This window comes from Chromohalobacter sp. 11-W, assembly GCF_029889905.1.
GTDB lineage: Bacteria > Pseudomonadota > Gammaproteobacteria > Pseudomonadales > Halomonadaceae > Chromohalobacter.
Genome location: NZ_JARANZ010000001.1, coordinates 148,550 through 162,084 on the forward strand (window position 1 = coordinate 148,550; position 13,535 = coordinate 162,084).

A 13,535-nucleotide genomic window follows, 5' to 3' on the forward strand; every position below is an offset into this window, starting at 1 on the left:
CTGTCAGCGTCCAGCTCGCCGATGAGGTGAGTGCCATGCTCGATATCCTCTTGCCGATACTGCTCTTCGCTGCCCTGGCAGTAGCAGCACTCGGCGCCTGGCGGCGTGTGCGCCTGTGGCGCCGGGGACGAGCGTCGCAGGTATCTGTCTTTCGCGGCCTGATCGCGATGCCGCGTCGTTATCTGGTCGACCTGCACCATGTGGTGGCGCGCGACAAGGTGATGGCCAATACCCACGTGGCCACCGCCGGCGGTTTCGTTGCGGCACTGGGGCTGGCGATCGTCGTCCACGGCCTGGGCCTCGCCGAGGGCGTATTGGGTTGGTTGCTGCTGGCGGCCAGCGCGACCATGTTCGCGGGTAGCCTGTTCGTCGTGCGGCGGCGGCGTAACCCACCGGCGCGCCTGTCGAAGGGTCCCTGGATGCGTCTGCCCAAGAGTCTGATGGCTTTCTCGCTGGGCATCTTCGTGGTCACCCTGCCGGCGGTGGGCGTGCTGCCCGCCGACGCCGGTGGCTGGCTGGTCGCGCTGGTGCTGGCTGCCGTGGTGGCCTGGGGCCTGGCGGAGCTGGTGGTCGGCATGACCTGGGGCGGGCCGATGAAGCATGCCTTTGCCGGCGCCTTGCATCTGGCCTTTCATCGCCGCCCTGAGCGCTTTTCCGATACGCAGCACGGTGGGTCTCCACCCACCGGCCTCAAGGCGCTCGATCTCGACGATGCCGAGGCACCATTGGGTGTCGGCCAACCCTCCGACTTCACCTGGAACCAACTGTTGGGCTTCGATGCCTGCGTGCAGTGCGGGCGCTGCGAAGCGGTTTGCCCTGCCTTCGCCGCGGGCCAACCGCTCAACCCCAAGAAGCTTATCCAGGACATGGTGGTGGGCATGGCCGGGGGGAGCGATGCCCAATATGCCGGTTCTCCCTACCCGTCACCCGAGCGCGGGGACCAGCCGGTCGGCGAGCACCAGGGCTCGCCGCATGGTCCTATCGTCGCGCCAGCCTCTACAAAAGACGGCAAGGCGTTGGTCGATGCCGAGACGCTGTGGTCCTGCACCACCTGCCGGGCCTGTGTCGAGGAATGCCCGATGATGATCGAGCACGTCGATGCCATCGTCGACATGCGTCGTCATCTGACGCTCGAAGAAGGCGCGACACCCGGCAAGGGCGCCGAGGTAATCGACAACCTGATCGCCACCGACAACCCCGGCGGTTTCGACCCCGGCGGGCGGCTCAACTGGGCGGCGGATCTCGAACTGCCGTTGATGGCCGACGTCGAGCGCGCCGAGGTATTGCTGTGGTTGGGTGACGGCGTCTTCGATATGCGCAATCAGCGCACGCTGCGTGCCCTGGTCAAGGTACTGCGCGCCGCCGATGTCGACTTCGCCGTGCTCGGCAATGAAGAGCGCGACAGTGGCGACGTGGCGCGTCGTCTCGGCGATGAGGCAACCTTCCAGTCGCTGGCGCGGCGCAATATCGCCACGCTTTCCCAGTACCGCTTCGATTGTGTCGTTACCTGCGATCCGCACAGCTTCCACGTGCTCAAGAACGAATACGGCGCCTTCTATCCCGAAGGGCAGGAAGCTGGCTACCCGGTCTGGCATCACAGCACCTTCATCAATCAGTTGATCGAGGCGGGTCGGTTGCGACTGGCGCCGGGCCAAGCGGCGCGTGTGACCTATCATGACCCTTGCTACCTGGGCCGCTACAACGGCGAATACGAAGCACCTCGCGCGGTGCTGCAAGCGCTGGGCGTCGAACTGGTCGAGATGCAGCGCTCGGGCTATCGCTCGCGTTGCTGTGGCGGCGGTGGCGGGGCGCCAGTCACCGACATTCCCGGCAAGCAACGTATCCCCGACATGCGCATGGGTGACGTGCGCGAGACTCAGGCCGAGCAGGTGGTGGTGGGCTGCCCGCAATGCACGGCCATGTTCGAAGGGGTCGTCCCGCCAGCGGGCGACGAAGAGGTTGCGGTCAAGGACATCGCCGAGATGGTCGCCGCTGCGCTGGATACCACGCCGGCGGCGACATCATCTGCGCCGCGTGATACCTCGACCGCGCAGGCTACCGAGGAGGTCATGTCATGAGCGATCTTCCGCGTCGCGATCCCCGCCAGGAATGGATCGCCCGTAATCGTCTGCATCCGCGCCATGCTGAAGTGCTCCTGGCGACGGGCCAGGGCGCGGCCAGCGAATGGTGGGGCCCTGGCGGTCTCGTGCGCAGGAATCCGCACGCGGTGGGGTTCGTCGGCCCCAATGGCGTGAAGCGCATCGACCGTAGCGGCACGCAACAAGGTGCGGGTGGCGGCGGTGCGACGACACCGGCTGCCGAGCGCAAGCCGTTGGTCGAGATCGAAGCGCCCGCGTTCATGGTCGCGGTGGTGCCGGACATGGCTGGCGGCCGCCTGAGTGGGCATGACCGGGATCTGCTCGGCCTGGCGCGCCAGCTCGCCGATGCCGATCCTGCGGCTCGGGGCGCGGTGGTGGCCGTGGTTTTCGGTCCCCACAAGGAGGCGAACTTCGGTGAAGCGGGCATCGACCGTCTGCTGCATCTCGATTCACCGGAGGTCGCAGGCTATGCCCCTGAGGCGCGCCTGGGAGCGCTGATCATGGCCGAGGAGTCGTGGGTACCACGCCATTGGCTGCTGCCGGACTCCAAGCTGGACGGCGGAGAGTTGGGAAGACGCTTGGCGGCGCGTCTCGGTGAGCGACCGGCGACGGGTGTCTGGCAGGCCGAAGCGGACGCCGAGGTGGCCACGGGCTGGCATTGCACGGCGCGCGGTGCGGCCGGGTCGTTGGATATTCGGCGTCCCTTGCCGCGCCTCGCCCTGGCCTTGGCTGAATGTGCCGAGCCGGTGAGCGAAACGCGCCATGCCGCCGCCGAGCTGGCCTTACCTCAGCCGTTGCCGTCGACCTTGTCGCGCATTCAGGATCTCGGTCAGGTGAGTGTCGACCCATCAGGCGTGGCCTTGTCCGAGGCGGAATTCATTCTCTCTGCCGGCAATGGCGTCAAGGATTGGCCAGGCTTCCACCATGCCGCCGAGGTATTGGGGGCCACCGAAGGCGCCTCACGCGTGGCGGTGGATGATGGTTTCATGGCCCGCGACCGTCAGGTGGGGGCCACCGGCACCTGGGTGACGGCGAGGGTCTATGTGGCCGTGGGTATCAGCGGCGCCATCCAGCATCTGCAGGGTATTCAGACCTGCGACAAGGTGGTGGCGATCAACATGGATCCCGGTTGCGACATGATCAAGCGTGCCGATCTCGCGGTAATCGGGGACTCGACTCAAATACTCGAGGCGTTGGTCACCTTGGTGGCACAGGCACGAGAGGAGAAACGCGATGCAGCCTGAATCCGCCATGACACCAGGACTCGAAGTGACGGTGCTGGTCTCCGTCGGCCGCCATCCGCTGACGGGAAGAGCGCGGCGTGCCGATCAGGACGCACGGGGTGTGGAGCTGGCGCGCTCCTTGGCGAATGCCCAGGTGCGCCTGTTGCATGCCGGCATGCGCGATGAGAGCAGCGAAGCTGCATTGCGCGGCTATCTGGGCATGGGCTTCACCGAATTGTCGCTACTTGAGCAACCCGAGGGCGCCGATGTGTTGCCTGCGCTTGCCGAGGCCCTGGATGCGATGTCGCCGCACCTGGTGATCGCCGGCGAACGTGCCGAACGGGGCGAAGGCTCGGGGCTGTTGCCCTACCTGCTTGCCGAACGCCTTGGCTGGCCTCTGGTGAGTGGCCTGGCGGCGGTGGAAAGCGTCGAGGAGGGCATGGCGACCTTGTTGCAGGCCCTGCCGCGTGGGCAGCGGCGGCGACTCAAGGTTCGTCTGCCCGTCATCGTCACCGTCGACGATGCGGCCCCCGCGCCGCGCCAGAGCGCCTACGGGCCGGCGCGACGCGGCGCGTTCGAGACGGCGGCAGGGCCGGTGAGCGATGATGAACAATGGGCCGCATGGCAAGTGCAACCCGCGCGCCAGCGTCCCAAACGCCTCAAGATCGTCAAGGCCGCTTCGGCGCGGGACCGCTTCAAGGCCGCCGCTGCCAAGGCCGAAGGCGGCAGTGGGCAGGTGCTGACGGACGTGACCCCGACTCAAGGCGCCGAGGCGATCTTGACGCTACTGCGTGAAGAGGACGTCTTGCGTTGAGGCCCGAGACGTTCAAGAAGATGGCGACAGGCATTGGTGCATGCTGATGCGGGGCGCATGACGTGTATTTTCTGTCGTTTTATGGAAAAGATTCATCACGAAGAGGCGCAGAGTAGGAGGGTTAATAACCAATGGAGTCCTCCTATGCGCAAGATGCCGTTTCGCCATTCGCTTGCCTTGTTGCCGTTGGCGTGGATCGCTGCCGGACCGGCGCAAGCTGATCTCGATACCGTACGCTTTGGTGTGCCGCCGTGGCCGGGGGTGACGGTCAAGTCGGAGGTCGCGTCGCAACTTCTCGAGGCGATGGGATATCACACCGAGCAAAGCGAGTTGGCGGTGGGTGTCATCCTCAATGGCCTGACCAGCGACGATCTCGACGTCTATCTTGGTGGCTGGTACCCCATCGAGGAAGAAATGATCGAGCCGCTGGTGGCCGACGATAAAGTGGTCAAGCTTACCGAGAACATCGATGATGCCAATTCAGGGCTGGTGGTGCCGGAATACGTCCACGAAGCGGGTGTCGAAAGCGTCGCCGATCTCGTCGAATATCGGGATCGCTTCGATGGCGAAATACAGGGCATCGAGGCCGGTACCGGTATCAACGATGCGATTCTGGCGGCTATCGACGAAGATAAGGCGGGGCTCGGTGATTGGGCGTTGCGAGAGAGTTCGACCTCGGCGATGCTCGCCTACGCCGACCAGCGTATCGCCAACCGGGAATGGGTGACGTTCGTCGGCTGGGAACCGCATTGGATGAATGTCAGCTACGACCTTTATTACCTTAAGGACGCCGACGATAGCGGTGTCGCCGAGATCAAGAGCACGGTCTGGACCGTGGTGCCGGCCGAGCTTCAATCGGAGGATGCCAACCTCTACCGCTTCCTGTCGCAGTACCGGATCTCGATCGAGGATCAGAACGACTGGATCTACGAGTATAGTCATGAGGAGCGTCCCGCCGACGAAGTCGCCAGCGAGTGGATTCGCCACCACTACGCTACCGTGGCCCAGTGGCTAGATGGTGTAACCACCAAGGCTGGCGAGCCGGCCATCGATGCGGTCAAGGCACAACTGGGAAGCCGGTAGTAGCGCGAGGGCTCATATAAGGCCTACACGTCGTCCAGGCGCGCCCGTAGCGCCTGACAGAAGTTCTGCCAGGCGGCGGCCATGTCGGGCAGCTCGGCGTGGCCGTGCAGCGCCGAATGAACCATGTTCGGAGCGCAGCGGTAGCCGACCGAGGCGCCGGCCGCACGCCAGCGTTCGATGGCCTGCTCCAGTGGCCGCGTCAGCGGGTCGTGCTCCACTGACAATGCCTCGATGCGCATGGCGGGCGGGGTATGTGGGTCGAGCTTGGGCACGTCGTTGGCGGCCATCTCCCACAACGAGAGAATATCTGCGCAGGATAGCAGCGGTGCGTCTGCGCCCAGAGTCTCGGCTGTCGGCGTGCCCACCACCGGATAGATCACGCCCAGGATTCCTGACCACGGGCTCGCGCCCGCGATGTCGAGTGCCAGGCGGCCGCCGGCGCTATCGCCGATCACGGCGACGGGCGCGAGTGCTTCCACCACCATGCGGCAATCGTCCAGCGCCTCACCGTAGTGCGCCTCTGGCAGCAAGCGGTAGTCGACGCTGACGACCTCGCGTTCGAGCCGCTCAGCGAGATCGGCGGTGATTCCGTGGTGGCTTTGTGGTGACCCCAAGTTCCAACCGCCGCCATGCACATAGACGAGGCACTCGCCCATGGCTTGTGCCGGTAGGAAGCGGCGTACGGCGACACCGGCTACAACGTCGTCTTCGATCTGCATGCCTTTCGGATCGGTTGAACGATACTCGGCATGCAGGGCTTCATAGAGGCGTCGACGTTCACCGAGCGGGGCATCGGCGTGATCGTCGATCGGCATGAGACGCTGAATGAACGACTCGATCTGCATTCGAAAGCTCCTCGTGCGGGCGCTGACGCAGGTCGGCACGCCCTTGTCTCTCAGTTCATGCTATCCCTGACCGATGTTTCTTTCCATGTGCTCGGGCAGGCCGCTGACCAGGAAGATGCTGATCACGCCGCCGCCCAGGGCGATCCACAGTGGCGCGGCGGGGGCCCACAGCGCGGCGACCGGCCCCAGCAGCATCACGCCGAGGGCCGCCAGCGCGTTGGCCAGGCCCAGCGCCATGCCCGATCCCAGTGAGCGATTTTCGGGCAGGATGTCTTGGGCGATGAGGATGCCCAGCGGCAAGGTCGCGAACAGGCTGATGCCCAGCACGCCGAGCACGATCCACAGCCAGATGCCTTCGGCCAGCAGGAAAGCCGCCAGCATGATGACCGAGACGCTCATGGCGACGATCAACACCGGGCGGCGACCGAAGCGATCCGAGAGCCTCCCGCCGCCGAGGTTGCCGATTACACCGACGACCAGCATGACGGTGATGAAGCTGGCGCCGGTCGTCAGGTCGCCCCCGCCTTGGGCCCACATCAGGGGTACATAGGTCACCACCGCGAGGATCATCAGCGAACGCAGGGCGGAAAAGGTCACCAACCGCGATAGCGGACCGGCATGCAGACGCCAGGCGATGGGGGTGGCATCTGCGGCGCGTGGCGGCAGACGCGGCGCCCAGTGCAGCATGAACGGCAGCGTGGCGAGCGCGGGCAGGGCGAGCAGCCACAGGTAGCCCAGTCCCCATTGCACCACCACCCAGCTCGCCAGGGCCGGCCATACACCGCGCCCCACCTCACCGCCGACCATGAAGATCGACATCGCGGTCCCAGGGCGCTCGCCACCCAGACGACGAATGCCGGCCAGCGCCTGGGGATGGAAGAAGGCGTTGGAGATCCCGATCAGCATCAGAATGCCGAGCAGAGGCCAGAAGCCGGAGGCGAAGCCTATCAGGGCGCCGCCCAGCGACGAACCGGCGAGCCCCAGGGCGACCATGACGCGGCCTCCGACCCGGTCGGCGAAAATCCCCACCAGCGGTTGCAGTGCCTGGCCCATCAGCAAGGCCGCCATGATCGTACCCGCCAGCGCCACCGATAGATTGAGCGAGATCAGAATCGCCGGCAGCACGCCCGGTAAATAATTGGCGGCGCCGTCATTGAGGAAATGCGCCCAGCTCATGCCGGTCAGGCGAGCGGGATAGGACTGGGAACGAGACGAGGCGGTGGCGGTCGAGGCCTCCATGGTGAGCTCCGGTGGCGAGTGGGCGGTGGATACGCTTCGGGGTAGGGCGTATTTCGATCATTGCTTGAATAGCACGCCCCCGGAGCCGGAACAAGTCGCGCTTATGATAAGGCGGCGCACAATAAGCGGGGCTGCGGTTGGCACGGCAATGTCTCTTTTGAGCATGGCGATGACTCGCTGGGAACAGTACGCGCCAGTAAGAGGGCTATGGTCGAAGAGTGGCGTTGACGCCACGACGCCTCTCACCACGAAACCAAAGGACAATAGCCATGAGTGCAGCCAACCGCGGCGTGATCTACATGGGCGCCGGCCATGTCGAGGTCCAGTCGATCCCTTTTCCCGAGCTGGCGCTGGGCAATCGCAAATGCGAGCACGGCGTGATTCTCAAGGTCATCACTACCAACATCTGTGGCAGCGACCAGCACATGGTGCGTGGCCGCACTACCGCGCCGAGCGGCATGGTGCTCGGGCATGAAATCACCGGCGAAGTCGTCGAGTGCGGACGCGACGTCGAGTTCATCGGCGTCGGCGATGTCGTCTCGGTGCCCTTCAACATCGCTTGCGGGCGTTGCCGCAACTGCAAGGAAGGCCAGACTGGCATCTGCCTCAACGTCAATCCCGCGCGTCCGGGTGCCGCGTATGGTTATGTCGACATGGGCGGTTGGGTCGGTGGCCAGACCGAGTACGTCATGGTGCCCTATGCGGACTTCAATCTGTTGAAGTTTCCCGACCGCGATATCGCCATGGACAAGATCCGCGATTTGACGTTGCTGTCCGATATCTTCCCCACTGGCTTTCACGGCTGCGCCACCGCCGGTGTCGGCCCCGGCAGCACCGTCTACATCGCTGGGGCCGGCCCGGTCGGTCTGGCCGCAGCTGTTTCCGCCCAACTGCTGGGCGCCGCCTGTGTCATCGTCGGCGATATGAACCCGCAGCGTCTCGATCAGGCCAAAAGCTTCGGCTGCGAGACCCTGGACCTGCGCCAGGACACGCCGATGGCGGACATGCTGGAACCCATCCTCGGTGCACGTGAAGTGGACAGTGCGGTGGATGCGGTCGGCTTCGAGGCGCGTTGTCATGGCCACAACCACGCGCACGAGCAGCCCGCCACGGTGCTCAATGCCTGCATGGACGTCACCCGGGCAGGCGGTCAGATCGGCATCCCGGGACTGTACGTTACCGAAGATCCGGGTGCCGAGAGCCAGGAAGCCAAACACGGCAACCTGTCGATGCGTCTTGGCCAGGGCTGGGCCAAGTCACATTCCTTCCATACCGGCCAGTGCCCGGTGATGAAGTACCACCGGCAACTGATGCAGGCGATCCTGTTCGACAAGGTGAACATCGCCGATGCGGTCAATGTCGAGGTCATCTCCCTGGACGAAGCACCGCGCGGCTACGCGGACTTCGACGGAGGCGTGGCCAAGAAATTCGTCATCGATCCGCACGGTAACGTGGCCGCCTGAGCGGTAGTGAATGGCCCCGGCGCGAGACCGGGGCTAACATGCAACGAGGCGCCTGTCTCAGGACAGGATGGCCGATCTCCGGGGGCTGTTCTTTATGGCGGTCCGTCCCGCCGGACAGCGGATTCCCGGGCAAGTGCCTACCGATAACAATGAGCACGCCATGACCGTCGAGACCCTCACTCCCAAGCGTCGCTTCCGCGGCAAGCTGCGTGGTCGTGATCTGCCCCCCGTCGCCCTGGCGGCGCTTCGCCAACTCCTTGGCGATGAGCGCGAGGACGGCGAACGGCGGCGCCGCGATCTCCTGATCGAGCATCTGCATACCCTCCAGGATGCCCATGGATACCTATCGTTGGTGACGCTCCGAGCGTTGGCCGCCTACATGAATTTGCCCATGGCGGCGGTTTATGAGACGGCGACCTTTTATGCGCACTTCGAGGTGGTCCACGACGACCAGGCGCCACCGCCCGAGGTGACGGTGCGGGTCTGCGATTCGCTTTCCTGCCGACTGGCCGGCGCCGAAGCGCTCAAGGAGGAACTGACGGCCGGGGTCGATCCAGAGGCGGTCAAGGTGGTACGTGGCCCCTGCATGGGCCGCTGCGATACCGCGCCGGTGGTGGAAGTGGGGCATCACCATGTGCTTTTCGCCACTCACGAAGGGGTGGGGGCGGTGATCGATACCGGCCACTACCATCCCGAGGCGATTCTCTGGCAGCGTCTGGCGGACTATCGCGCTGAAGGCGGCTATGGGTTGCTTGCCGATTGCCACGAGGGACGCATCACGGTCGAGGCGCTGATGCAGACGCTGGAAGCCGCCAACCTGCGTGGCCTGGGTGGGGCCGGCTTCCCGACCTTCAAGAAATGGTATTTCGTGCGCCAGGAGGAAGGTCCGCGTTACTGCGCCATCAACGCCGACGAAGGCGAGCCCGGCACCTTCAAGGACCGCGTCTACCTGGAGCGCTCACCGCATCGTTTCCTCGAAGGGGCCCTGGTCAGTGCCTGGGCGGTGGAGGCCGAGGCGCTCTACATCTATCTACGTGACGAGTATCCAGGTCTTCACCGGGTGCTGCACGAGGCCATCGCCGAGCTCGAGGCCACCGGCCTGGTGGCACCGGGCTATATCGTGATGCGCCGTGGCGCCGGCGCCTATATCTGCGGCGAGGAGTCGGCGATGATCGAATCGCTGGAAGGCAAGCCCGGCAAGCCTCGCCATCGTCCCCCCTTCGTTGCCCAGAAGGGGCTCTTCGACCGCCCCACCTTGGTAAACAACGTGGAGACCGTCTACTGGATCCCGTCGATATGGGAGAAGAGCGCCGACTGGTTCGCCGGTCATGGCCGTCATGGCCGGGTGGGGTTGCGCAGTTTTTCGGTCTCCGGTCGAGTCAAACATCCTGGTGTGCACCTGGCCCCGGCGGGCATCACCCTCAATGAGTTGATCGAGGAGTATTGCGGCGGCATGGCTGAGGGCCACCGCTTGGCTGCCTACCTGCCCGGTGGCGCCTCGGGTGGGATACTCCCGGCGAGCAAGGCCGATATCCCGCTGGACTTCGATACCCTCCAGGCGGATGGCTGCTTTATCGGCTCGGCCGCTGTGATCGTGCTGTCCGATCGGGACGATCTGCGCGCTGTGGCCACCAATCTGCTGGCCTTCTTCGCCGACGAGTCCTGTGGCCAATGTACCCCTTGCCGGGTGGGCACCGAGAAGATGCTGACCCTGCTCGAGGGCGACGAATGGGACGCTGCGACCCTGACGCGCCTCTCCCAAGTGATGATGGATGCGTCCATCTGTGGCCTCGGCCAGGCGGCCCCCAACCCGGTATTGGGGCTGCTCAAAGATTTCCGCGGTGAACTCGCCGCTCAGAACGTCATCATCAAGGGATAAAGGGAGACAGAACATGAGCGAACAGAGCTCAAACACAAGTTTCACCCTGACCCTGGATGGCGTGAAAGTGAGCGCCAATGCGGGGGAGACCCTCTGGCAGGTGGCCAAGCGCGCCGGCGAGACCATTCCTCACTTGTGTTACAAGGACGCCAGCGGTTATCGCGCCGACGGCAACTGCCGCGCCTGCATGGTGGAAGTCGAAGGCGAGCGCGCCCTGGCTGCCAGTTGCCTGCGCGAGGCTGTCCCTGACATGGTGGTCCATAGCGCCAGCTCCGAGCGGGCCCGCACGGCTCGGGAAGGCGTCATGGAGCTGCTGCTCGCCGACCAGCCGGCGCGCGACGATAGCCCCGACCGCTCGAGTCATTTCTGGGCCATGACCGATCAACTGGCCATCGATGCCTCCGCAGTGCGCCAGCGGTTACCGGCGCGGGCCGACCGAGATGCGCCCACGGTGAATCATGTGCGTCTTCCCGAGCATTCCCTCAGGGCCTCGTCGACCCATGACGCCAGTCATTCGGCGATGAACGTCAATCTAGACGCCTGCATCGAGTGCAACCTCTGCGTGCGCGCCTGTCGCGAAGTACAGGGCAATGACGTCATCGGGTTGGCCCATCGTGGCGGTGCTTCCAAGATCGTTTTCGATTTCGACGACCCCATGGGCGAGAGCACTTGCGTGGCCTGTGGCGAGTGCGTTCAGGCCTGTCCGACTGGAGCGCTGATGCCGGCGACCCTGGTCGACGAGGTAGGCCGTGGCGATTCAGCGGTGGCCGACCGTACCGTCGACTCCGTCTGTCCCTACTGCGGGGTAGGCTGCCAGCTCACCTACCATGTCAAGGACGATGCGATTCTCTTCGTCGAGGGGCGCGAGGGGCCTTCCAATCAGAATCGCCTGTGCGTCAAAGGGCGCTTCGGCTTCGACTATCCGCGCCATCCGTCGCGGCTCACCACGCCGCTGATCCGTCGTCCTGGGGTAGCCAAGGGGCTCGACCCTGATTTCGATCCGGCTCAGCCGCTGACCCACTTCCGCGAGGCGAGTTGGGAAGAGGCGCTGGACCTGGCCGCCGGGGGGCTTGCCAATCTCAAGGCAAATCATGGCCCCGATGCCCTGGCCGGTTTCGGCAGCGCCAAATGCTCCAATGAGGAAGCTTGGCTGTTCCAGAAACTGGTGCGCACCGGCTTCGGCTCCAATCACGTCGACCACTGCACCCGACTCTGCCATGCAAGCTCGGTGGCCGCGCTCATGGAATGTATCGGCTCGGGGGCGGTGACGGCTTCCTTCATGCAGGCCCTCGAGGCCGAGGTCGTGATCCTCACCGGCTGCAACCCGGCGATCAACCACCCGGTGGCGGCCACCTACTTCAAGCAGGCGGCCAGGAATGGCACCAAGCTTATCATCCTCGACCCGCGCGGCCAGTCGCTGGATGCCTACGCCCACCGCAGCGTGCGCTTTACCCCGGGCGGCGACGTCTCGTTCTACAATGCCTTGCTCAACGTCATCATCAGCGAAGAGCTTTTTGATCAGGCCTATATCGATGCCCACACCGAGGGCTTCGAAGCACTCAAGGCCCATGTGCGCGACATGACGCCGGAGGCGATGTCACCCGCCTGTGGCGTCGAGCCCGAACTTATTCGCGAGCTGGCGCGGCTTTATGCGCAGGCCGAGCGGGCGATGATCTTCTGGGGCATGGGCATCTCCCAGCACGTGCATGGCACCGACAATGCCCGCTGCTTGATCTCGCTGGCCTTGGCCTGCGGTCAGACCGGCCGCCCCGGCACTGGTCTGCATCCGCTGCGCGGTCAGAACAACGTGCAGGGCGCCTCCGATGCCGGCCTGATTCCCATGGTGCTGCCCGATTACCAGCCGGTGGGCGACGCCCAGGTGCGCAGTGCCTTCGAGGAGCTATGGAACACGCCGCTGGACGAAACGCCGGGGCTCACCGTGGTCGAAATCATGAATGCCATCGCGGATGGCAGCATCAAGGGGATGTACATTCTCGGCGAGAATCCCGCGATGTCCGACCCGGATCTCGATCATGCACGCAAGGCGCTTGGCAAGCTCGAGCATCTTGTGGTGCAGGATCTGTTCGTCACCGAGACCGCACAGTACGCCGATGTGATCCTGCCGGCCTCGAGCTGGCCGGAGAAAGACGGCAGCGTGACCAATACCAACCGCCAGGTGCAGCTCGGCCGGGCCGCTGTGCCACTGCCCGGTGAAGCCAAGCCCGATTGGTGGATCATCCAGGCGCTTGCCAATCGCCTGGGGCTGGGGTGGCATTACACGCATCCGCGTGAGGTGTTCGCCGAAATGAAGCAGGGCATGGCCTCGTTCGACCATATCTCCTGGGAGCGTCTCGAGCGAGAAAGTTCGGTGACCTATCCCTGTCCCGCCGAGGATGCCCCCGGTGCCGACGTGGTGTTCTCTGACGCCTTCCCCACCGCGAGCGGACGGGCGACGTTCACGCCGACCCGGCCATTGCCGCCGGATGAACCCATCGATGACGACTATCCCACGGTGTTGATTACCGGGCGCCAACTGGAACACTGGCACACCGGCTCCATGACCCGGCGTACCCGGGTACTCGATGACCTCGAGCCCGAAGCGGTGGCAAGCCTTGCCCCGTCGGAGTTGGGCCGCCTGCGGTTGTCACCGGGCGAGCCGATCACCATCACCACCCGCCGCGGCAGTATCACCTTGAAGACACGTACCGACCCGTTGATGCAGCAAGGCATGGTGTTCGTGCCTTTCTGCTATCTGGAAGCGGCGGCCAATATCCTCACCAACTCGGCGCTGGACCCGTTCGGCAAGATCCCCGAGTTCAAGTACGCCGCTAGCCGGTTGAGCGCAAAGTGACCGTCTACATCGGTGTGTCGCAAACGCATCCGGCCGTGA

At 64.8% G+C, this 13,535-nt stretch carries 9 protein-coding genes; 7 read left to right on the forward strand and 2 right to left on the reverse strand.

Annotated features, from left to right (window positions below; genetic code table 11):
* Positions 1–35: 35 nt before the first annotated feature.
* The 4 genes from OP494_RS00705 to OP494_RS00720 all read left to right on the forward strand — a co-directional run bounded on the left by OP494_RS00705 (position 36) and on the right by OP494_RS00720 (position 5,219).
* A complete protein-coding gene (locus OP494_RS00705) occupies positions 36–2,078 on the forward strand; it encodes a (Fe-S)-binding protein (protein WP_280538832.1) in 2,043 nt (680 codons plus the stop codon).
* Positions 2,075–3,343, forward strand: a complete 1,269-nt coding sequence (locus OP494_RS00710) for an electron transfer flavoprotein subunit alpha/FixB family protein (protein ID WP_280538833.1) — start codon at positions 2,075–2,077, stop codon at positions 3,341–3,343. The genes OP494_RS00705 and OP494_RS00710 overlap by 4 nt, the downstream gene beginning before the upstream one ends.
* The gene (locus OP494_RS00715) at positions 3,333–4,136 is read left to right on the forward strand and encodes an electron transfer flavoprotein subunit beta (protein ID WP_280538834.1); all 804 of its coding nucleotides are present in this window, start codon (positions 3,333–3,335) and stop codon (positions 4,134–4,136) included. The genes OP494_RS00710 and OP494_RS00715 overlap by 11 nt, the downstream gene beginning before the upstream one ends.
* Before the next feature lie 144 nt (positions 4,137–4,280).
* Positions 4,281–5,219 carry an ABC transporter substrate-binding protein gene (locus OP494_RS00720; protein ID WP_348521688.1) on the forward strand — a complete coding sequence of 313 codons (939 nt, stop codon included), beginning with the start codon at positions 4,281–4,283 and terminating at the stop codon, positions 5,217–5,219.
* 23 nt (positions 5,220–5,242) lie between these two features.
* Here OP494_RS00720 and OP494_RS00725 read toward each other — a convergent pair whose 3' ends face one another.
* Positions 5,243–6,064 carry an alpha/beta hydrolase fold domain-containing protein gene (locus OP494_RS00725; RefSeq protein WP_280538835.1) on the reverse strand — a complete coding sequence of 274 codons (822 nt, stop codon included), beginning with the start codon at positions 6,062–6,064 and terminating at the stop codon, positions 5,243–5,245.
* 60 nt (positions 6,065–6,124) lie between these two features.
* The gene (locus OP494_RS00730) at positions 6,125–7,303 is read right to left on the reverse strand and encodes an MFS transporter (RefSeq protein WP_280538837.1); all 1,179 of its coding nucleotides are present in this window, start codon (positions 7,301–7,303) and stop codon (positions 6,125–6,127) included.
* Positions 7,304–7,572: 269 nt separating this feature from the next.
* Here OP494_RS00730 and fdhA point away from each other — a divergent pair, with 269 nt between their 5' ends.
* The 3 genes from fdhA to fdhF all read left to right on the forward strand — a co-directional run bounded on the left by fdhA (position 7,573) and on the right by fdhF (position 13,496).
* Entirely contained in the window at positions 7,573–8,766 is a 1,194-nt protein-coding gene (gene fdhA, locus OP494_RS00735; RefSeq protein ID WP_280538838.1) for a formaldehyde dehydrogenase, glutathione-independent, read from the forward strand.
* 160 nt (positions 8,767–8,926) lie between these two features.
* Complete coding sequence (locus OP494_RS00740; protein ID WP_280538839.1) at positions 8,927–10,645, forward strand: NADH-ubiquinone oxidoreductase-F iron-sulfur binding region domain-containing protein; 1,719 nt, start codon at positions 8,927–8,929, stop codon at positions 10,643–10,645.
* Positions 10,646–10,658: 13 nt separating this feature from the next.
* Entirely contained in the window at positions 10,659–13,496 is a 2,838-nt protein-coding gene (fdhF, locus tag OP494_RS00745; RefSeq protein WP_280538840.1) for a formate dehydrogenase subunit alpha, read from the forward strand.
* Positions 13,497–13,535: the final 39 nt, after the last annotated feature.

What these genes read in the sequence shown, in the direction of transcription:
- OP494_RS00715 (WP_280538834.1), top strand. Translation starts at nt 3,333, where the DNA reads ATGCAGCCTGAATCCGCCATGACACCAGGACTCGAAGTGACGGTGCTG.
- OP494_RS00725 (WP_280538835.1), bottom strand. Translation starts at nt 6,064, where the DNA reads ATGCAGATCGAGTCGTTCATTCAGCGTCTCATGCCGATCGACGATCAC.
- fdhA (WP_280538838.1), top strand. Translation starts at nt 7,573, where the DNA reads ATGAGTGCAGCCAACCGCGGCGTGATCTACATGGGCGCCGGCCATGTC.
- OP494_RS00710 (WP_280538833.1), top strand. Translation starts at nt 2,075, where the DNA reads ATGAGCGATCTTCCGCGTCGCGATCCCCGCCAGGAATGGATCGCCCGT.
- OP494_RS00720 (WP_348521688.1), top strand. Translation starts at nt 4,281, where the DNA reads ATGCGCAAGATGCCGTTTCGCCATTCGCTTGCCTTGTTGCCGTTGGCG.
- fdhF (WP_280538840.1), top strand. Translation starts at nt 10,659, where the DNA reads ATGAGCGAACAGAGCTCAAACACAAGTTTCACCCTGACCCTGGATGGC.
- OP494_RS00730 (WP_280538837.1), bottom strand. Translation starts at nt 7,303, where the DNA reads ATGGAGGCCTCGACCGCCACCGCCTCGTCTCGTTCCCAGTCCTATCCC.
- OP494_RS00705 (WP_280538832.1), top strand. Translation starts at nt 36, where the DNA reads ATGCTCGATATCCTCTTGCCGATACTGCTCTTCGCTGCCCTGGCAGTA.
- OP494_RS00740 (WP_280538839.1), top strand. Translation starts at nt 8,927, where the DNA reads ATGACCGTCGAGACCCTCACTCCCAAGCGTCGCTTCCGCGGCAAGCTG.